22 protein-coding genes are annotated in these 20403 nt (G+C 57.1%); 11 read left to right on the top strand and 11 right to left on the bottom strand.

Features of this window, described 5'->3' with window-relative positions:
• The first annotated feature begins 160 nt into the window (after nt 1-160).
• The 8 genes from PTW35_RS01165 (at nt 161) to PTW35_RS01130 (ending at nt 7479) form a co-directional block, all read left to right on the top strand.
• Complete coding sequence (locus PTW35_RS01165; protein WP_044622381.1) at nt 161-2083, top strand: ABC transporter ATP-binding protein; 1923 nt, start codon at nt 161-163, stop codon at nt 2081-2083.
• Nucleotides 2070-2528 carry a TIGR02444 family protein gene (locus PTW35_RS01160; protein ID WP_281026214.1) on the top strand — a complete coding sequence of 153 codons (459 nt, stop codon included), beginning with the start codon at nt 2070-2072 and terminating at the stop codon, nt 2526-2528. The genes PTW35_RS01165 and PTW35_RS01160 overlap by 14 nt, the downstream gene beginning before the upstream one ends.
• Nucleotides 2529-2543: 15 nt before the next feature.
• Nucleotides 2544-3524: a hydrolase gene (locus PTW35_RS01155; RefSeq protein WP_281026213.1), complete on the top strand. Its 981-nt coding sequence runs from the start codon at nt 2544-2546 to the stop codon at nt 3522-3524.
• A gap of 230 nt (nt 3525-3754) precedes the next feature.
• Nucleotides 3755-3976, top strand: a complete 222-nt coding sequence (locus tag PTW35_RS01150; RefSeq protein WP_281026212.1) for a YheU family protein — start codon at nt 3755-3757, stop codon at nt 3974-3976.
• 105 nt (nt 3977-4081) lie between these two features.
• Nucleotides 4082-4951, top strand: coding sequence for a phosphoribulokinase (locus tag PTW35_RS01145; protein WP_281026211.1), 870 nt, complete (start codon nt 4082-4084; stop codon nt 4949-4951).
• Nucleotides 4952-5064: 113 nt separating this feature from the next.
• Complete coding sequence (locus PTW35_RS01140; RefSeq protein WP_281026210.1) at nt 5065-5484, top strand: rubrerythrin family protein; 420 nt, start codon at nt 5065-5067, stop codon at nt 5482-5484.
• Between the two features lie 64 nt (nt 5485-5548).
• Nucleotides 5549-6877, top strand: a complete 1329-nt coding sequence (locus tag PTW35_RS01135; RefSeq protein ID WP_281026209.1) for a heterodisulfide reductase-related iron-sulfur binding cluster — start codon at nt 5549-5551, stop codon at nt 6875-6877.
• 23 nt (nt 6878-6900) lie between these two features.
• Complete coding sequence (locus PTW35_RS01130; protein WP_281026208.1) at nt 6901-7479, top strand: DUF3501 family protein; 579 nt, start codon at nt 6901-6903, stop codon at nt 7477-7479.
• Nucleotides 7480-7489: 10 nt separating this feature from the next.
• Here PTW35_RS01130 and PTW35_RS01125 read toward each other — a convergent pair whose 3' ends face one another.
• Nucleotides 7490-7897: an OsmC family protein gene (locus PTW35_RS01125; RefSeq protein ID WP_281026207.1), complete on the bottom strand. Its 408-nt coding sequence runs from the start codon at nt 7895-7897 to the stop codon at nt 7490-7492.
• Between the two features lie 270 nt (nt 7898-8167).
• Here PTW35_RS01125 and crp point away from each other — a divergent pair, with 270 nt between their 5' ends.
• The gene (gene crp / locus PTW35_RS01120; RefSeq protein ID WP_036801200.1) at nt 8168-8800 is read left to right on the top strand and encodes a cAMP-activated global transcriptional regulator CRP; all 633 of its coding nucleotides are present in this window, start codon (nt 8168-8170) and stop codon (nt 8798-8800) included.
• A 187-nt stretch (nt 8801-8987) separates the two neighbouring features.
• Nucleotides 8988-9176: a hypothetical protein gene (locus PTW35_RS01115; RefSeq protein WP_281026205.1), complete on the top strand. Its 189-nt coding sequence runs from the start codon at nt 8988-8990 to the stop codon at nt 9174-9176.
• A gap of 93 nt (nt 9177-9269) precedes the next feature.
• Here the strand turns inward: PTW35_RS01115 and PTW35_RS01110 are convergent, their stop codons facing one another.
• The 8 genes from PTW35_RS01110 to rpe form a co-directional block, all read right to left on the bottom strand.
• The gene (locus tag PTW35_RS01110; RefSeq protein WP_281026204.1) at nt 9270-10067 is read right to left on the bottom strand and encodes a DUF1338 domain-containing protein; all 798 of its coding nucleotides are present in this window, start codon (nt 10065-10067) and stop codon (nt 9270-9272) included.
• 44 nt (nt 10068-10111) lie between these two features.
• On the bottom strand, nt 10112-11569 hold the full coding sequence (gene astD / locus PTW35_RS01105; protein WP_281026203.1) for a succinylglutamate-semialdehyde dehydrogenase: 1458 nt from the start codon (nt 11567-11569) through the stop codon (nt 10112-10114).
• An 11-nt stretch (nt 11570-11580) separates the two neighbouring features.
• Nucleotides 11581-12591, bottom strand: coding sequence for an arginine N-succinyltransferase (gene astA / locus PTW35_RS01100; RefSeq protein WP_281026202.1), 1011 nt, complete (start codon nt 12589-12591; stop codon nt 11581-11583).
• Between the two features lie 110 nt (nt 12592-12701).
• Nucleotides 12702-13916: an aspartate aminotransferase family protein gene (locus tag PTW35_RS01095; RefSeq protein WP_281026201.1), complete on the bottom strand. Its 1215-nt coding sequence runs from the start codon at nt 13914-13916 to the stop codon at nt 12702-12704.
• Nucleotides 13917-14320: 404 nt separating this feature from the next.
• The gene (locus tag PTW35_RS01090; RefSeq protein ID WP_039468998.1) at nt 14321-14896 is read right to left on the bottom strand and encodes an aminodeoxychorismate/anthranilate synthase component II; all 576 of its coding nucleotides are present in this window, start codon (nt 14894-14896) and stop codon (nt 14321-14323) included.
• 121 nt (nt 14897-15017) lie between these two features.
• A complete protein-coding gene (gene trpS / locus PTW35_RS01085; protein WP_039469001.1) occupies nt 15018-16034 on the bottom strand; it encodes a tryptophan--tRNA ligase in 1017 nt (338 codons plus the stop codon).
• An 86-nt stretch (nt 16035-16120) separates the two neighbouring features.
• Complete coding sequence (locus PTW35_RS01080; RefSeq protein ID WP_281026200.1) at nt 16121-16810, bottom strand: phosphoglycolate phosphatase; 690 nt, start codon at nt 16808-16810, stop codon at nt 16121-16123.
• Nucleotides 16810-17484 carry a ribulose-phosphate 3-epimerase gene (rpe, locus tag PTW35_RS01075; RefSeq protein WP_039469006.1) on the bottom strand — a complete coding sequence of 225 codons (675 nt, stop codon included), beginning with the start codon at nt 17482-17484 and terminating at the stop codon, nt 16810-16812. Before rpe ends, PTW35_RS01080 begins: the two co-directional genes overlap by 1 nt.
• 193 nt (nt 17485-17677) lie before the next feature.
• Between rpe and PTW35_RS01070 the strand changes: the two genes are divergently transcribed.
• Complete coding sequence (locus PTW35_RS01070; RefSeq protein WP_281026199.1) at nt 17678-17875, top strand: DUF2970 domain-containing protein; 198 nt, start codon at nt 17678-17680, stop codon at nt 17873-17875.
• A 7-nt stretch (nt 17876-17882) separates the two neighbouring features.
• Here PTW35_RS01070 and dam read toward each other — a convergent pair whose 3' ends face one another.
• Both dam and PTW35_RS01060 read right to left on the bottom strand, forming a co-directional pair.
• Nucleotides 17883-18707, bottom strand: a complete 825-nt coding sequence (gene dam, locus PTW35_RS01065) for an adenine-specific DNA-methyltransferase (RefSeq protein ID WP_281026198.1) — start codon at nt 18705-18707, stop codon at nt 17883-17885.
• Nucleotides 18708-18811: 104 nt separating this feature from the next.
• The gene (locus tag PTW35_RS01060) at nt 18812-20392 is read right to left on the bottom strand and encodes an AAA family ATPase (protein WP_281026197.1); all 1581 of its coding nucleotides are present in this window, start codon (nt 20390-20392) and stop codon (nt 18812-18814) included.
• Nucleotides 20393-20403 lie beyond the last annotated feature (11 nt).

Here is a 20403-nt window from a genome sequence, read left to right as displayed (position 1 = left end):
ATAATTGCAGCCAAAGAAGATCGATTAATCGCCCTTAGCCTCCTGCATGCTTCCCTTTTCTCATTGCAGGGCGATATTAGCGGTCACCGCCGCTTTGCGGTAGACTCCGCACTTATTCTTGCATTTAGTTTTTGCGGAGCGGGCATCCCCGGCACAGTCAATGATCACTTTTTCCGATATCCAACTTCTACGCGGTGGCAAGATCCTGCTTGACCAAGCCACGGCGACTATCCACCCGGGCGACAAGGTCGGTCTGGTCGGCAAAAATGGCTGTGGTAAATCCACCCTGTTTGCCCTGCTCAAGCATGAGCTCAGTGTCGATGCCGGCAACTGCCAGTACCCGGCCAACTGGGAGCTGGCATGGGTTGCTCAGGAAACCCCTGCCCTCGAGCGCGAGGCGCTGGAGTACGTGATTGACGGTGACCGTGAATACCGCCAGCTGGAAGCCGATCTGCACGCCGCAGAGCAAGCTGACAACGGCACCAAGGTCGCGGAGCTGCACGGCAAGCTGGAAGCCATCGGTGGCTACAGTATCCGTGCCCGTGCCGCCGAGCTGCTGGACGGCCTGGGCTTCTCGCAGGAGCAAATGAGCTGGCACCTGACCCAATTCTCAGGTGGTTGGCGGATGCGCCTCAACCTCGCCCAGGCCCTGCTATGCCGCTCCGATCTGCTGCTGCTCGATGAACCAACCAACCACCTCGACCTCGATGCCGTGATGTGGCTGGAGAAGTGGCTGCAGAGCTACCGCGGTACCCTTGTGCTGATCTCGCACGACCGCGATTTTCTCGATCCTGTGGTCAACCGGATCATCCATATCGAAAACCAAACCATGAATAGCTACACCGGTAACTACTCGTCGTTTGAAACCCAGCGCGCAGAAAAACTGATCTTGCAGCAGGCGATGTACCAAAAGCAGCAGAAGCAGATGGCCCACATGCAGTCCTATATCGACCGCTTCCGCTACAAGGCCAGCAAGGCCCGCCAGGCCCAGAGCCGGATCAAGGCGCTGGAGCGGATGGAAAAAGTCCTGCCGGCCCAGTTCGACAACCCGTTCAGCTTCGAATTCCGCGAGCCGAGCGCCCTGCCGAACCCTATCTTGATGATGGACCAAGTCGCCGCCGGCTATGGCGACAACCTGATCCTCGAGAAGATCCGTCTCAATCTGGTGCCGGGCAGCCGCATCGGCCTGCTGGGCCGCAACGGTGCCGGTAAGTCGACCCTGATCAAGATGCTGGCTGGCGAGCTGCCTGCCAAGGCCGGGGATCTGGCCTACTCGCAAGGTGTGAAGATTGGCTACTTTGCCCAGCACCAACTCGAGACCCTGTACATGGACGACACCCCGGTCCAGCATATGGCCCGTATTGCCCCGCAGGCCACCGAGCAGCAACTGCGCGACTACCTCGGCAGCTTCGGCTTCTTGGGTGACAAGGCGCTGGAAAAGGTCGGCCCGTTCTCCGGTGGCGAGAAAGCCCGTCTGGTCTTGGCGCTGATTGTATGGCAGCGCCCTAACCTGTTGCTACTCGATGAACCGACCAACCACCTCGATCTCGACATGCGCCAGGCGCTCACGCTTGCCCTGCAGTCTTATGATGGTGCCATGGTGATTGTCAGCCACGACCGTTTCCTACTGCGTGCTACCACCGATGATCTCTATCTGGTCCATGATCGCCAAGTCGTACCGTTCAACGGTGATCTCAATGACTACCACAAGTGGCTGACCGAACAGCAGCGCAACGAGCGCCGCGAGCTGCAGGCCAGCAAGCCGGATGTGACCAAGGACAACAGCGCCGCCTCGCGCAAAGAGCAAAAGCGCCTCGAGGCCGAGCTGCGCAAGCTCACCGCCCCGCTGCGCAAGAAAATCACCCAGCTTGAAACCAAGATGGACAAGCTCAATGCCACTATCGCCGATGCCGAAGCCCAGCTCAGCGACAGCAGCATCTACGAGGCGGAAAACAAGGCACGCCTCAACGAACAGCTGCAGCTTCAAGCCGATGCCAAGTCATCGCTAGAAGAGGTCGAGATGGAATGGATGGAGCTGCAGGAAGAACTCGAGGCGATGGAGCAGCAGCATGCCCCAGAGTAATGCACTGAGCCATGATGCTTTTTGGCAGTTCAGCTACAACCATTATTTCAAGGCGGACGTCGAGGCCGCCTGCCTGGCTCTGCAGACTTTCCACAAAGGTAGCGTCAATCTGGCCCTGCTGATGATCTGGCTCGATGCACAGGCCATTGGCCTCTCGCACGCTCAGCTGCTGCAGCTGGAGGACAGCCTCCAGCCGACCGAAGGCTTACTCGAACGCTACCGTCATATGCGCCGAGCGCTGAAACCCCAGCTAGATAGCGACGGGTACGAGCAACTCAAGGACTTCGAACTGCAGATGGAGCGCCAGCAGCAGCATGACTTGATAGCAGTGCTAAACCAAATGCTGCTTCGCCACGTAGCAGAGCAAGAGCCGGCCGCGAACCTGGCCCGCTATTGCCATCGCCAGGGAGCCATGGCATTAATTGACAAACTGCTGGCGAAATAACACCGAGGTAACGTTATGACAATGGCTTTCCACCCAGCCAAAGGGCTTGCCAATCCCCACCTGCAGACCCTGCTGCCGCGCTTTTTGCGCCGCAAGCCATTGTTCATGCCCCTTACCCAGCGGATCGAGACGCCGGATGGTGACTTCCTCGATTTGGCCTGGACTGCGCCTGCTGCCGACTGCCTGCCCCGCCAACCGGTGCTGATCCTGTTCCACGGCCTGGAAGGCAGCTTCCACAGCCCCTATGCCAACGGTTTGCTCCATGCCGCCAAGCAACAGGGCTGGCTCGGGGTAATGATGCACTTTCGCGGCTGCAGCGGCGAGCTGAACCGCAAGCCACGCGGCTACCATTCGGGGGAAACCAGCGATGCCCGCTTTTTCATCCAGTGGCTGCGCCAGCAACTCCCCGGGCGCCCTTTCTTTGCCGTCGGGGTCTCGCTCGGTGGCAATATGTTGGTCAACTACCTGGCCGAAAGTGGCGACCACTCGCAGCTCACGGCCGCCCAGGTGATTTCTCCCCCGCTGGATCTAGCTGCCTGCTCGGAGCGGATCCAGCAAGGCTTCTCCAAAGTCTACCAGCAGTACCTGCTCGGCTCGATGAAGCGCAACCTGGAGCGGAAGATCGCCGCCCTGCCCGATGCGATGCCTCTCTCGGGCGAAGATGCCAAACAGCTCGAAACCCTGTGGCAATTCGACGAGTTCGTCACCGCGCCGCTGCACGGCTTCAAGGATGCCGCCGATTACTACCAGCGCTGCAGCGGGCTGTCCCGACTGGGCGATGTCGCCATCCCGTTGCGGGTGATCCACGCCAAGGACGACCCGTTCATGACCGAGGCCGTGATCCCCACCGGCCCGCTTCCCCCCCATATCCGATATGATCTGTACCAGTACGGCGGCCATGTCGGCTTCGTCACCGGTTCGTGGCGCCAACCGGACTTCTGGCTGGAGAAGACAGTGCCAGCGTGGTTTCACAAGATCCTAGGTTCTGGCTCCTAGTTCAGGAGTGAAACTCTGGGTCCTGCGGTCCTGCGGTCCTGCGGTCCTGCGGTCCTGCAAACAGAATCTTAAAGCCGACAGCCTGTGTCAAACCTTTAACTTTTTAATATCTTAGGCTTTTACCCATAGGGCCATAGAACCTCAGAGCCTTAGAACCGCTCTTATCCCTCTACAACTGATGTATTTGCCAATATAATCGTCGTATCGTCTGCAACAGAAAAAGTGCCGTTATGAATATCCCTTGGCAAGACATTGATCCCGAAACCCTGACCAACATCATCGAACATTTCGTCTTGCGCGAAGGGACCGACTACGGCGAACGCGAGCTGTCCTTGGCTGCCAAGGTAGCCAGGGTGCGCCAGCAATTGGAAAGCGGCGAGGCGGTGATCGTTTACTCGGAACTGCATGAAACCATCGACATCAAATCCAAACGCCAGTTGGGACACCGCTAACCCCTCGCAAATTCTGTCGACCCTGCATTTTTGACATCCCGGCTTGACCTTGCCGCCCAGCCCTGTTAATAACTCTTTCCGTTAATGTTAACGACAGGGTTTGTCATGTCTGCAAAACACCCCATTATTGCAGTAACAGGGTCCTCGGGGGCGGGTACGTCTACCACCTCCGAAGCATTCCGTAAGATGTTCAATATGATGGGCATCAATGCTGCCTGGCTTGAAGGCGACAGTTTTCACCGCTTCACCCGTCCGGAAATGGACGTCGAAATCCGCAAGGCCAAAGAGCAAGGCCGCCATATCAGCTATTTCGGGCCCCAGGCCAACGACTTCCCGCTGCTGGAGACTTTCTTCCGCCAGTACGGCGCAGACGGCAGCGGCCAGTTCCGCCGTTACCTGCACACGTTTGACGAAGCCGTGCCGTACAACCAGATGCCGGGCACGTTCACGCCTTGGCAGACCCTGCCAGAAAATACCGACCTGCTGTTCTATGAAGGGCTACACGGCGGGGTGGTTGATGGCGAGGTCAATGCCGCCCAGCATGTCGACCTACTTATCGGCATGGTGCCTATCGTCAACCTCGAGTGGATCCAGAAAATTGTCAGGGACACCCGGGATCGCGGCCACTCCCGCGAGGCGGTGATGGAGTCCATCGTGCGCTCGATGGATGACTACCTCAATTACATCACCCCGCAATTCTCCCGCACCCATATCAATTTCCAGCGGGTGCCAACGGTCGATACCTCCAATCCCCTCAGTGCCAAGGGGATCCCGAGCCTGGATGAAAGCTTCGTGGTGATCCGCTTCCGCGGGATCAAGAATGTCGACTTCCCCTACCTGCTGTCAATGATTCAGGGCTCGTTTATGTCGCGCCACAACACCCTGGTGGTACCCGGCGGCAAGATGAGCTTCGCGATGGAGCTCATCATGCGGCCGCTGATCCAGCAATTGATCGATACCGGTAAAATCGGTTAAACCATCGATAAAAGCGATGGTATTGGCCTAGAGAATCTATTGGCTGAAATGGAAGTTCTCTTCTTTAATCTTATTGAGTGATGTCTCAATAATTACCAAGAGGAGGACTTCCCATGGCTCTCAAAGGCTCCGCCACTGAACAGAACCTCAAAGATGCTTTCGCCGGTGAAAGCCAGGCCAACCGGCGCTACCTCTACTTTGCCGCCAAAGCCGATGTCGAGGGCTACAACGATGTCGCAGCCGTCTTTCGTTCCACGGCCGAAGGGGAAACCGGTCATGCCCATGGCCACCTTGAGTACCTCGAAGAGGTCGGTGACCCGGCTACCGGCTTGCCTATGGGCGATACCGGCAATAACCTCAAAGCCGCCATTGCTGGCGAAACCCACGAATACACCGACATGTACCCGGGCATGGCCGCCAAAGCCCGCGAGGAAGGCTTCGATGAAATTGCCGACTGGTTCGAGACCCTCGCTAAGGCCGAGCGAAGCCACGCCAACCGCTTCCAGAAAGCCCTAGACCAGCTCGACGACTGAGTCCGCCTATGGCAGCACCTGAAGCAGGAGCCGTGCCTTCTGCTTCCCTACCGGGAACCATGCCATGAAAAACAAAAAAGAGGGCGGGATAGAAGCCCCGACCCGCCATGCCATCGACTGGCAAAGTGAAGACTTTTACGACACCGATGCCCTTAACCAAGAGCTGGGGCGGGTATTTGATATCTGCCACGGGTGCCGCCGCTGCGTCAACCTATGCCACGCTTTCCCGACCCTATTCGATTTGATCGATGAGTCATCCACCCTGGAAGTTGACGGCGTCGACCCAGCAGACTTTAGCAAGGTGAGCGACCAGTGCTATCTCTGCGATATGTGCTACATGACCAAATGCCCGTATGTTCCGCCTCATGAGTGGAATGTCGACTTTCCCCACCTGATGCTACGCGCCAAGGCGAACCACTTCAAGCACCATGGTGCCAGCCTCCGTGACAAGATCTTGTCGAGCACTGACGCCGTCGGCAAAGCCGCGACCCTTCCCGTCATCGACAAAACCGTCAACGCCCTCAACAACAATGTGCATTTCCGGGGAGTACTGCACAAAGCCGGGGTGCACAAGGACGCCCCGGTCCCGGCTTACCACAGCCGAACCCTGCGCAAATCCGTCCCCAACGTGCCGTCGGCGATTGCCCCCCAGCCCGCCAACGGGACAACCGGCAAGATCGCCCTGTTCGCCACCTGCTATGGCAACTACAACAGCCCCGCCGTCGGCACCGACTTCTTCAAAGTCTTCGAGCATAACGGTATCGCCATCGAGCTGGTAAAATCCGAGCAGTGCTGCGGAATGCCCAAAATGGAGCTGGGAGATCTCGAAAGTGTCCGCCAGGCCAAGGAACGCAATATCCCGGTGCTGCTGGGCATGGTTGAGCAAGGCTTCGACCTTACCGCCCCCATCCCCTCGTGCGTACTGATGTTCAAACAGGAGCTGCCGCTGTTGTTTCCGGATGACCCGGACGTGCTAAGGGTGCGGGACGCCTTCTTCGACCCTTTTGAATATCTGTCGCTCCGCCACAAGGCCGGCTTGCTCAACACCGACTTTCCGCATCCCCTGGGAGACATCGGCTACCAAGTCGCCTGCCACCAGCGGGTGCAGAATATCGGCATGAAAACCGAAGAGATCCTCAAGTTGGTTCCCGGCACGACCCTGCATACCCAGCCGCGCTGCTCCGGCCACGACGGTACTTACGCGGTCAAGGTCGAGAGCCATGAGCTCGCCGTTAAAATTGGCCGCCCGGTGGTCCGCAAACTCGAGCTGCATCCGCTGGATCATTTCACCAGCGACTGCCCGATGGCAGCCACCCACCTGGCCAATTTGGCCAGCAATATCGAGCAGGCCGAGCATCCCATTACCTTACTGCGCAAAGCCTATGGGCTATGACCTTCAACCAACAAGGAGCTCCCATGACCCTTTCCGCTTCCGACCTAATGTCCCTCGAGGTATATGCCCGCCAACGGCCTGAGTTCCGGCAGCGGGTAATGGCCCATAAACAGCCACGGCGCATCGCGATCGGCCCCGATGTAAAGCTCTATTTCGAAGACAGGCTGACCATCCAGTACCAGATCCAGGAAATGCTGCGCGTTGAGCGGATCTTCGAGCCCGAAGGGATCGCCGACGAACTTGCGGCCTACAATCCGCTGATCCCCGACGGCAGTAATTGGAAGGCTACGATGATGATCGAGTACCCGGCGCCGGAGGAGCGCAAACGCCAGCTGCAGCGGCTGGTCGGTATTGAACGGAAAACGTGGATCCAAGTCAATGGCGGGGAGCGAGTAAGTCCTATATGCGACGAGGACCTAGCCCGGGAAGACCGGAACAAAACATCCAGCGTCCACTTCTTGCGCTTTGAGCTGAGCCAGTCAGACATCAGCCTGCTCAAGCAGGGGGCCCATGTGAAAATGGGGATCGACCATCCCCACTACCGGGCCGTCACCGAGCTGACCGCCGAGCAGCGACTGGCGCTGCTCGCCGATCTCGACTAATGCCGCTAGATCAAAGCTGCTCCAGCACTTCGTATGAATGGGTCATCTCGACCCCTTCACCCAACATCAGGCATACCGAGCAGTATTTTTCCAACGAGTCTGCTACCGTCTTGGCCACAACCGCTTCATCCAAGTTTTCACCAGTGACGACGAAATGCAAATTGGCCGTGGTAAAAATGCGCGGGGCCTGCTCGCGTCGTACCGAGGAGATCTGCGCTTCGCAGCCGGTAATTTTCTGCCCCGCCGACTTAAGACCATCAACCACATCCACCGAGCTACACCCGCCTGCAGCCATCAATACCAACTCCATCGGACTCGGTGCTTTTTCGCCACCGTTACCGTCCATAACTACGCTGTGGCCAGAATTTGACTGTCCTAGAAAGGTCATATTTTCGACCCATTTCACTCGTGATTGCATTGCTTTCTCCTTACAACTTTTAGGGGCTTTGGGCACTATCTAGCAACTGTGTGATCATGTGCACACTTATGACTACAAAATGGCCTTTTCAGATAGATCAATATCAAGAAAAGCGCGCCGAAAAAAGATAAAATCTGAACTAATTATTCACGTGAGCTTGCAGCCCAGCGGTTGACTGAATATCCTAAACGACGAGCTAATTATGATTAGGCCCAGCCTCATTTTGAAGGACGTCGTTGTTGGGCAACAAACGCAGAGGAAGTTAGTAATATGGTTCCAGGTAAACCTCAAACAGATCCAACTCTAGAGTGGTTTCTTTCCCATTGCCACATTCATAAATACCCATCAAAGAGTACTTTGATCCACGCGGGTGAAAAAGCAGAGACGCTCTACTACATCGTCAAAGGTTCTGTTGCGGTCCTGATCAAGGATGAAGAAGGTAAGGAAATGATCCTGTCTTACCTAAACCAAGGTGACTTCATCGGTGAATTAGGCCTATTCGAAGAAGGCCAAGAGCGTACCGCTTGGGTTCGTGCCAAGACCCCTTGTGAAGTAGCAGAAATTTCGTTCAAGAAATTCCGCCAGCTTATCCAGGTTAACCCGGATATCCTAATGCGCCTATCGGCACAGATGGCAAGCCGCCTTCAGGTGACGAGCCAGAAAGTAGGTGACTTGGCATTCTTGGATGTTACCGGCCGTATCGCACAGACACTATTGAACCTGGCCAAACAGCCAGACGCAATGACGCACCCAGACGGTATGCAGATCAAGATCACCCGTCAGGAAATCGGCCAGATTGTTGGCTGTTCCCGCGAGACGGTGGGCCGCATCTTGAAGATGCTGGAAGAGCAGAACCTGATCTCAGCCCACGGTAAGACCATCGTTGTTTACGGTACGCGCTAAGCAGCCCGTTTGAACAAGCAGATAGCCAAAAGCCGCATCATGCGGCTTTTTTTATTGCCTCTCGCCCGCCCCTTTCATACTTACACAGCATTACTGTCTAGCGCATCACTGTTTTTATGCTTGTATCTACACCGCTTAATGCTACATTGTGCATATCAACCCTCATCACCTGTAATGGAATACCGGTATGGACATCGAACGCTTTTCACCACACAGCTCCCACCACTTGCACCGCGGGATCATTTCGCCGCTTCCTGATACCATCGAAATGACCGGTTTCAGTGACAGCCGCCACTACCTCGAGCAGCACGAGAGGGTGAAGCGCCACTCGCCTGGAGCTCACTTGGGCTATCCGCTCGACAGTTTCAAGCATTAGTACAACGCATAGAACTGAGCCTGTGACAGCAAGTGGCCACAGGCTCTTGGGCTTGGGACTTTTACGCTACCCGCTGCAGCGAGGGCTGCGACGTTAACCTGCGTCGGTACTTTCGAAGATCTTGTCAGCCGACGCCTCGACAAAGCCGGTATACAGCTCGCCGTCTTCCTTCGGATAACGCTTGGCAAACTCATAGAAGCCACCGGGGATGGTATACACACCATCGGTAAAGCCGACCTCTACCCTATCAGCCATGGTCGATGACTGCTCCAGCATCACCTCGGGACTGCCCTTGACCTCACCGCCCGAACTATTGATTTCGAAACCGTTATGGCGCAGTAGGTGATTGACCTCGGCCACCTCGGTAAACTGCTCGAGCTGGTTGAGGCTGACAGTAAAGTGATTGGCCCCGAAACCATGGGCGGCCAGCCAGCCGGCATATTCGCTCTCTGCCGCCAGCAACTCATAGGTCGCGTAGTCCAGATCCCACAATCGGCCACCATACAAAAAGGCCGGATCGTGCATGGCCTGCTCGGGAACCTGATCAACCAGATCCCTGACCGTTTGCTGCAGCAAGGAGCTAAACTGGCCGACCATCAGCTCGCTGATAAACACTTTGGGTGCCAGTGGATTGGGGTGCTCAAAGTGCTCGGCGTACAGCTTCTTGGCCTCGAAGTGATAACGGCCACACGGCTTGTAGCCAAGCGCGATAAACGGTGCCGCCAGCCGGTCAAGACCGACCTTCGGCAAGTTGAATGTCCGCAGCGCAATATGGTCGTTGAGCAGCGGCTCCTCCTCGGTCAGCAGATCGTGAACCTGGGCAGCCGAGGGGCACAGGCGCTGGATGTAATCCTGCCATAACTGTTCAAATAGTTGCTCTACCCTTTCCATGTGCTCGCTATCCTCTTTGGCTAGTGAATGATTGTCGATGGCCCTCAAAGCATGATCCCCGGTGAAAGCTGGGCTGGTAGCTCCGGCTGCTCACCTTCCATCGAGGCCATCGGGTACGCACAGTAGTCTGCCGCGTAATACGCACTCGGCCGCAAGTTGCCAGACGCTCCCGGCCCACCGAATGGCGCATCGCCGCTGGCCCCGGTCAACTGGCGGTTGCGATTGACGATCCCGGCCCGGATATGCTCGATAAAGTACTGCCACTCGCTGTCATCGGTCGACACCAGGCCTGCCGACAGGCCGTAGCGGGTGTCATTGGCCTTCTCCACCGCCTCCTCCAGATCGCGGTAGCGGGCAACCTGCAGCAATGGGCCAAAATATTCTTCATCCGGCAGCTCAGCGATTTGGCTAACCTCAATGATTCCCGGGGTGACAATCGCCCCCTGGCCACGGGCCGCCGGCAGCAGCGAGACGCCGCCCATCTCGACCAGTCGCGACTGGGCCTGGATGATATTGTCGGCGGCCTGGACCGAGACTTGCGCCCCCATGAACGGGGCTGGCTCGTCAAACTGGCCGCCCACCCGGATTTGCCGGGTCAGCTCAATCAAACGGGCCAAAATGCGATCGCCTTCCGTGCCGTGCGGCAGATAGAGCCGGCGGGCACAGGTACAACGTTGGCCGGCACTGATAAAGGCAGACTGAATAATAGTGTAGACAGTGGCATCCAGCTCGCCAAAGTGACGGGAGATCACCATCGGGTTGTTGCCGCCCATCTCGAGCGCCAACATCTTACCCGGCTGGCCGGCAAACTGACGGTGCAGCAAGTGGCCGGTATTGGCACTGCCGGTAAAGAGCAGGCCATCAATCCCTTTCGAGCCAGCCAGGGCTTCCCCGGTTTCTCGGGCCCCCTGCACCAAGTTGATAACCCCGTCCGGTAACCCGGCCTGCTGCCATAGCTTCATGGTCTCTTCCGCGACCTTCGGCGTCAGATCCGAGGGTTTGAACACCACGGTATTGCCCGCCAGTAACGCTGGCACAATATGGCCGTTAGGCAAATGCCCCGGGAAATTATACGGCCCGAACACCGCCATCACCCCCAACGGGCGGTGGCGAAGCACGGCCTGGGTACCCGCAACCTCTTTCTGCTTCTCGCCGGTACGTTCATGGTAGGCGCGCAGCGATATCGCAATCTTGCCGACCATGGCCCCGGCTTCGGTGCGGGTCTCCCACAGCGGCTTACCGGTTTCCTCGGCAATCACCACCGCAATGGCCTCGCTATGGGCTTTGACCAGCTCGGCAAACCGTTCGACTATCGCCTGGCGCTCGGCCAACGGTGTGTGGCGCCAGCCCACCAGGGCTGCCCTCGCGGCAGACACAGCCTGCTCGACCTGCTCAGCCGTTGCGGTCTGGCCCTGCCACACCACTTCACCGGTATAGGGATTGAGCGACTGCATCGCCTGCCCTTCGCCGGCGAGCCAGCGACCTGCAATCCATTGAGTCATGATGTTCTCCTTTACTGGGCGATCAGGCGCACCTGATCCCCTTGTTTAACGTCCAACGCCCTGGCTGCCTCTGGGCTCAGCAGCGCGGTGCCATCCAGTACATCGACCTTGTCGACCACCGCTCGGAAATGGGTAAATGAGGTATTGCTGACAATGCAATCGGTCTGCCCGGCCGGTTGGCCGATCTCGACCCGGCATACTTGCGAGTGACGGACCGACTCGATATTTCTGACATCGCACTCGACGGTCGGACCGGCATCGAAAATATCGACATAGCCGCGGCAGGTGAACCCCTCATTCTCCAGCAAACGCAGTGCCGGGCGGGTCTTCTCGTGTACTTCTCCGATCACCGCCTGGGCTTCAGGGCTGAGCAAGTTGACGTAAATAGGCAGCTTCGGCATCAGGTCGGCGATAAAACCCTTCTTGCCGATACCAGTCAGGTAGTCAGCCAGGGTGAAGTCAATCGAGAAGAAATGCTCTTTGAGCCATTCCCAGAACGGGGAATGGCCGTCTTCATCCGATACCCCGCGCATTTCGGCAATGACGGTGCTGTCAAAGCGCTCGGGGTGCTGCGCCATCATCAGGAAACGGCATTTAGACAGCAGCCGGCCATTGAGGCCTTGCCGCCACTCCGGACGCAGGAACAGGGTACAAAGCTCACTTACGCCGGTGTAGTCATTGCCAAAGGTCAGCACCTTGACCACGTTGTGGACATTGAGGCGGCGGGACGAGTGCACTACGGTACTCAAGTGGTAGGTATAGAACGGATTATCCAACCCAATGGCGGCTTCGATCGCCGTCGTCCCAGCAATTTCCCCGGTCTCGGTATCTTCCGCCACCATCAGGTAACCTTCCGAACCCGGCAGGGTCACCGCCTTGGCAAAGCTCTCTTCAGAGTGTTGAATCCGGTTGGCGAGGATTTCCTCGTTAACCGGTAGCGAGGTGAAACCATGGCCCGACTCTTCCGCGCACTGTAGTAGTGCCGGCAGATCCGCGGCAGTAATAGGACGTATAACCAGCATCGAACTCCCTCCTGATGCAAGCTGCAGCAACGCTGCCAATGAATGAGAATACCGGCACAGGGCCGGAGGCAGCGGCCAAGCTCCTGCCAGCCGCAACCAGTTGACTAAACTTATGAATAGATTTTGGCGATGGCACGCTCGAGCCGGGCCATGCCCTCGTCGATATCGGCTTTGTCAATCACCAGAGACGGGGTGAAGCGCACGACATTAGCCCCGGCGACCAGCACCATCAGCCCTTCTTCACCGGCAGCAACAAGAATATCTCTTGCCCGGCCCTGCCACTCCTCGTTGAGTGCCGCGCCCAGCAGCAAGCCCTTGCCGCGGATTTCGGCAAACACCGGATACTTGGCATTGATTGCTGCAAGGGCTTCGCGGAACCATTGCTCACGCTGCTTGACCCCAGCCAGCACTTCCGGCTTGGTCACTTCACTGACCACCGCCTCGGCCACTGCACAAGCCAACGGGTTACCACCGTATGTCGACCCATGGGTACCGACTTTAAGGTGCGCTGCCAACGCGGTTGTGGTCAGCATGGCACCGATAGGGAAACCGCCGCCAAGGGATTTGGCAGTACTGAGGATATCCGGCGTCACTCCCAGCCCCTGGTAGGCATAGAAATCCCCTGTCCGGCCATTGCCAGTCTGCACCTCGTCGAAGATCAGCAGGGCATTGTGCTTGTTACACAGCTCGCGGACCCCCTGCACAAATTCCGGCGTCGGCGACACAATACCGCCCTCGCCCTGCAGCGGCTCCATCATCACCGCACAGGTCCGCTCCGACATGTGCTCGGCCAGGCTGGCCAGATCGTTATAGGCAAGGTGGGTGACCGCGCCCGGCTTGGGCCCGAAGCCATCGGAATACGCTTCCTGGCCACCGACAGTCACAGTGAAAAAGGTCCGGCCGTGGAAACCTTGCTTGAAGGAGATAATCTCGGACTTCTCCGGACCAAATTTATCCGCCGCATAACGGCGCGCCAACTTCAGCGCAGCCTCATTGGCCTCGGCCCCGGAGTTGGCAAAAAAGACTTTCTCGGCAAAGCTGTGTTCGGTGAGCAGCTTAGCCAACCGCAGTGCCGGCTCGTTGGTCATGACATTGCTGAGATGCCAGATCTTCTCGGCCTGCGCCTTGAGCGCATCCACCATCACCGGGTGACAATGCCCCAAACAGCTCACCGCGATGCCGCCGGCAAAATCAATATACTCCCGCCCGTCTTGGTCCCACACCCGAGCACCCTGACCCTTGACCGGGATCATCTGCATCGGTGCGTAGCACGGCACCATTACTTCATCGAACACCTGACGATCGACGCTATACTCCTTTGCCATTATCGTTTCCTTCTCTCGTTTTTGCCCTAAGCATAGTATTTACATTTTATTAACCAATTCCAATAGCAGAATATTTTTTTATTCCCCACCAGTGACCGGTTAATTACCTACAAAATACATATTTATGCGGGGTTGCGGAAAACTTATTAAGCCCAGATCACAAAAAGGTGTTTTTCCTGCAAGGAAATAAAATCATTCCCCGCCCCGGAGCTGCATAATTTTTCCGTGCCAAAAAATGCAAAAAAGCTAAGCAAATGTTAAGAAAGGTGACAAGGATCGCGTCCTTGGGACAGCCGTGAAGACGGATTCCACGAATTTTGGTGCAGAGATGAACGAGGGGGGGGACAAAAAGTGGGGCACAAACGGGGCATGGCAGCATTTCCTGCTGCCAGCGGCTGACACACTCAACGGCGAAGGAAATTCGCCAGCAGCTGATGGCCCTGCTCGGTCAGGACACTTTCCGGGTGGAACTGGACCCCTTCGATCGGCAGCGTTTTATGGCGGATCCCCATGATTTCATCGCGCACGCCGTCTTTTTCCGTCCACGCCGTGACTTCAAAGCAATCAGGCAACGTCTCAGCCTTGACCACCAGCGAATGATAGCGGGTCACGGTGAGCGGGTTATTCAGCCCGGCAAACACGCTGCGGTCGGTATGGATAACCGGGGAGGTCTTGCCGTGCATCACCTGGCGGGCGCGGACGACGTCGCCACCAAACACCTGGGCAATGGACTGATGGCCGAGGCAAACCCCGAGGATTGGCAGCTTGCCAGCAAAGTGGCGGATAGCCGCCAGCGAGATCCCCGCTTCATTCGGGGTACAGGGGCCCGGCGAGATCACCAGGTGGGACGGGGCCAGCGCCTCGATGCCCGCAATATCGATGTCATCATTACGTACCACCTTCACCTCGGCCCCCAGCTCACAGAAATACTGGTACAGGTTGTAGGTAAACGAGTCGTAGTTATCGATCATCAATAGCATGGGTACTTCTGCTCCCTGGAAAATACAGCGGCCTATTGTGCAGCAGGACAGCAAAAAGGCAAGCATAGACGAAAAAAAACCGGCCAGAGGCCGGTTTTCGGTGTTTAGCGCTGCGCTGGCATTATGGGCGAGCCACAAAACCTACTGCTGCATACGCTTTCTTAAGCGTTTCAGCTGCGCGGGCAGACGCCTTCTCGGCACCGGCTTTCATCACTTCGTCAAGGAAGGCACGGTCAGCGCGGATACGGTGGTATTCCGACTGGATAGGCTCGAGCATCGCCACAATCGCTTCACCGACGTCTTTCTTGAACGGACCGTACATCTCAACGCCCTGGTACTGCGCTTCGATTTCAGCAAACGTCTTGCCGGTTGCTGCCGAGTACAGCCCCATCAGGTTGGAGATCCCGGCTTTGTTCTCGATATCGTGGGCGATACGCGGTGGTGTTTCGGTATCGGTCTGGGCCTTGTTGATCTTCTTGATGATCGCCTTCGGCTCTTCCAGCAGGGTGATCACGTTCTTGCGGTTATCATCCGACTTCGACATCTTCTTGGTCGCATCCTGCAGGCTCATCACGCGTGCGTTTACCGTCGGGATGTATGGCTCAGGCACCTGGAAGATCGCTTCGCCATCGCCGTAGATGTTGTTGAAGCGGGTTGCGATATCGCGTGCCAGCTCAAGGTGCTGCTTCTGATCGCTACCCACGGGTACCTGGTGGGCACCGTATAGCAAGATATCGGCCGCCATCAGTACCGGGTAGCCGAACAGGCCAACGTTCACATCGTTGGCGTGGCGCTGCGACTTGTCCTTGAACTGGGTCATGCGGCTCAGCTCACCCATTTGGGTGTAGCAGTTCAGCAACCAGCCAAGCTGGGCATGCTCAGGCACGTGCGACTGAACAAACAGGGTGCTCTTCTTTGGATCTACACCAACAGCCAAGCAAATCGCCAGCGCGTCCAGCGTCGCTTCGTGCAGCGCTTTTGGGTCCTGGCGCACAGTGATGGCATGCAGGTCTACAACACAGTACTGGCAATCATAATCATCCTGCATCTGTTCCCACTGACGCAGCGCACCCAGATAATTACCGATACTTAATTCACCTGAAGGCTGTACGCCACTCAATACAATGGGTTTGGTCATGATGAGATTTTCCTATGTCACAAAAAAGCTGCGGCTATCTGCCGCAGACACAATATCAATCCAGGCTCGGCACAACACCGAACGTACTAGCTGCCTAGTTTAACCACTTCTGCCAAGTGACTGAAGTGATCCAGTACAATATCTGGGTTACTTTCGCTGATCGGCTGGCCATAGTTGTAGCCGTAAGTCAGCCCCACAACATAACATGACGCCGCTTTCGCCGCCAAGATATCGTTACGGGAGTCACCGACCATCAGCATTTTCTCTGCCGTGATCTGGTGTTTGTCGAGCAACCAGTTCAGGGCAAACGGATCCGGTTTTTTCAGCGGGAAGGTATCGCCACCGATGACATCGACAAAATACTCGGCGATGCCATGCTCTTCCAGCAAGTGCGGTACAAACTGGGCCGGCTTGTTGGTCACGATAGCCATCGGTAGCCCAGCAGCATGGAATGCCGCCAGCGTCTCCCTGACCCCAGGGTAAAGCGCGCTCTTCTCATGGCCGCCTTCTTCGTAGAAGCGGTCAAACAGCGCCCTGGCTTCACGGTGCAAGGCTGGGTCGAGAGCCGGGTCAACATCAATGCTCTGGCTCAGGGCGCGGCCAATCAGGATATCGGCCCCGTTGCCAATCCAGGTGGTGACCTGCTCAACCGTCACCCCCGCGCGGCCCAAGGCGCGCATGGTCTTGTCAGCTGCATCGGCCAAGTCCGGCACGCTGTCGAGCAGCGTACCGTCGAGGTCAAAAGCAATAAAATCTATACCGCTCAACTGGCTCATTAGCGCTCAACCTTGGCCAGCTCAGCACGCATTTCATCGATCACCGCCTTGTAGTCCGGCTGGCTGAAAATCGCCGAGCCCGCCACAAACATATCCGCACCGGCTTCGGCGATTTCGCGGATGTTGTCGACCTTCACCCCACCGTCAATTTCAAGACGGATCTGGCGGCCTGAGGCATCGATGCGCTTGCGCACTTCACGCAGCTTGTCCAGTGTCGCTGGGATAAACGACTGGCCGCCGAAGCCCGGGTTGACCGACATCAACAGGATCATGTCAACCTTGTCCATGATGTAGTCAAGGTAGTGCAGCGGCGTTGCCGGGTTAAATACCACACCGGCCTGGCAGCCGTGCTCTTTGATCAGCTGCAGTGAGCGATCCAGGTGCTCGGTCGCTTCGGCATGGATAGTGATCATGGTCGCACCGGCCTTGGCAAAATCAGGAATAATGCGATCCACCGGCTTCACCATCAGGTGTACGTCGATCGGCGCAGTAATACCGTAGTCACGCAGGGCCTTGCACACTGGCGCACCGAAAGTCAGGTTCGGTACGTAGTGGTTGTCCATCACGTCAAAGTGCACGACATCGGCACCAGCTGCCAATACTTTCTCTACATCCTCGCCAAGACGAGCAAAATCTGCAGACAGGATAGATGGAGCGATCAAAAAGTCCTTCATGTTCAGCCTCTATACGGTACAAACGAAAACGTTATCGGAAGTCGGCGCAATTCTACCCGATCCTCAAGATGATGTCTTACCGGATTTCGAGATGGGTGTGCCACAGGGCAGCTACACTTATGTTCGGGCTGCCGGATGTCGCAAGCGGTAGATATAGAAACTCAACAGTGACTGTTTTATACGGAGATAAACCATGGCCGAGCGCAAACCGCCCCGCCCCAACTTAGTGAAAAGCATCGCCGGGGCACTGTTCGGGGTGCAGTCGGAGAAAAACAGGGAGATAGATTTCAGCCAGCAGCGCCCGCTGCCATTTATTGTGGCCGGTCTCGCTGCTATCGCGCTGTTTGTCGGGGTGCTGGTCGCTATCAGCCAGCTGGTCAGCAGCGGCTAGCGTGTGCTTAGCCTTGTGACGGCCGAAACAGGGCCAGCAGCTCATCGACCTTGTTACGGCCACCGCCATTGCGGCTGATGGTACGCTTGACCTTAACCACAGACAGCTCGGCACCGTGGTACAAGCGGCGGGTCAAGGTGGTGTCATGGTTGGAAATCAGCACCGGTATATCGCGCTCGGTTGCCGCCTTCTCGGCGGCATCGGCCAACGCCGCCTGATCATCGAGGCTGAAGCCATTGCCGGCATATGACGTAAAGTTTGCCGTGGTCGAGAGTGGCGCATACGGTGGATCACAGTACACGACACACCCCTTGCGCGCCCGCGAGAAAGTCTGCTGGTAGCCCTCGCAGACAAAGGTGGCCCGCTTGGCTTTTTCGGCAAAGAAATACAGCTCATCTTCCGGGAAGTACGGCTTCTTGTACGAGCCGAACGGCACATTGAAGCCACCTTTCTTGTTGTAGCGGCACAATCCGTTGAAACCGTGGCGGTTCATGTACAGGAAGTACAACGAGCGCAAGTACGGATCCTGGGTGTTGTTGAACGCCTCACGGATCTCCAGGTATGCCCCCTTCTGATTATATTCCGGGGTAAATAGCGCCTTGGAATCGCGCACATACTGCTCGGGGTTGTCCTTGAGGATATTGTAGAGGTTAATCAAATCGGGATTGATATCGGCAAGCAGGTACTGCTCGAAATCCGTATTGAGAAAAACCGAGCCGGCACCGACAAAGGGCTCGACCAATTTTCGCGCAGGCGGCAAGTGGCGCTCGATCTCCTCGACCAGAGAATATTTACCTCCAGCCCATTTCAGGAATGCACGATGCTTTTTCATTCAGCTGACCACCAATACCGACTTTGTAACGAAAGGTGGCGGATTGTACACCATTTCAATCTGTGTCTGTACCGCTTGAGGGAAATATCTGACAAAGAAACAGGTTATTTAGCCCGATCCATTTCAGTATGGATCTGGCGGTAGGACTTCACCCAGGGATCGACCGACTGCAACTGGGCCGGCAGACGGCTTTCGGCAAGGCGTGCCGACTGCACATCCGGGTAGTCGCCGGTGACGATAATAAACCACGCCACACCGTTACGGCGGGTCTCGTACACTTCGGCCAAGGTTTCGATATCATAATCCAGGATAAACTGCTGGGCGGTCGGCAATGAGCGCATTGCCGCCAGCTGCAGGGCATAGTGCTCAGGCGCAACTGCGCGCAGCTTGCTGCCCAGCTCTTGAGCGACAACGGGAGTGGCAGCGACAGCCGATGCCCCTTCCTCTACCGCAGCGCCCTCCGCGGCATCGAGCTCGGTCACCTCAACCGGCGGCTCAGAGCGGGCTGCGGAGTCTTCCCCTGCCTCGGGGACTGGTTGCGGGCTGTCACCATCGGGGTGAACCTCTGGCAGCGCTACCGGCTGTCCTTCGGGTAAGCTCGGCTGCAGGCTATCCTGGCGTTCGGCGACCGCCTGCTCGCCAGTGCCGCCGAGCTGCTGTTCATCCAGCATTGCGTCAACCACATCGGAGGGCACGACAACCCGAGGGGCACTATCACGACGGCCGACCGTCAGCCCTTCGACCGACACATCCGGCGGCAGGGCATGGCTGTCCTCTTCAACGGCTGGCGTTGAATCAGGCACCGGCGAAACCGCATTATCATCTGCGATGGCCGTCTCAGCCGGCTCGTCCGGCAGCCGATCCAACTGTGCTTGAGGGATCCCCCCCGGAGTCGGGCGCTCATCGTCAAGCGGCATGAACCACCAGGCTATCACGGCGACCACGACCACAACCAATCCGCCCAGCAGCGCCAGCGGCGATACCCTGCGGGATACTTTTTCAGCCATATCCTTATCCTCTGCTAATTCGAGCTTGAGCAACTCCCCCGGCAGCGGGGCACAGCTTGAAGCCAGCTCGCGGATCCTCCGCCTTCCCTGCGCATCAAGGTGCTCGCCATCAAACAACTTTTCGACCATCAACTGGGCTTCTTGTTCCGACAGCGGACCGATTTCTACCTCCAGCGGCGTGTTGCCCTGTCCCTGTACCAGCTGGCCCAGGTATTTATCCAGCCTGCTGCTGTAGCTAAACAGCAGTACATTGACCTGCCAGTCCGGATAGAGACGGGCCTGCTGCACAATCCCCCACAGCTCAGCCACCAGTTCCTGGCTCAGCAAATGCGCATCATCAACCACGATCAACGCATTGACCGGCTGGCCCTGACACAAACGTTCAAGACTCTGGCCGAGCGGATCCTGCTCATTGAACACGGCGCGGGGAGCAAGTTGCTGGAGTATAATCGAGCGGTGCTGACCGTCCTGCTGGTTGGGATGGCAAAGCAGTAAGGACTGGCGGGAATCACCGGCCCAGTGTTCGAGATAGCGCTGGGAGAGCCAGGTTTTACCGGCCCCTTCATTACCCGTCACCTGGATGAGGTTGGAGCTGAAGCGGGTGAGAAACTGCAGTCGGGAAAGAAGCTGGACTTGGGAATCCAAATCCAGCGGGTTCAAGTGTAGGCCGCGGCTCATAGGCAACCTAC

It is taken from the genome of Photobacterium sp. DA100 (assembly GCF_029223585.1).
Taxonomy (GTDB): Bacteria; Pseudomonadota; Gammaproteobacteria; order Enterobacterales; family Vibrionaceae; genus Photobacterium.
The sequence above is the reverse complement of the archived record's forward strand: the minus strand, read 5'-3'. Positions and strand labels throughout refer to the sequence as shown.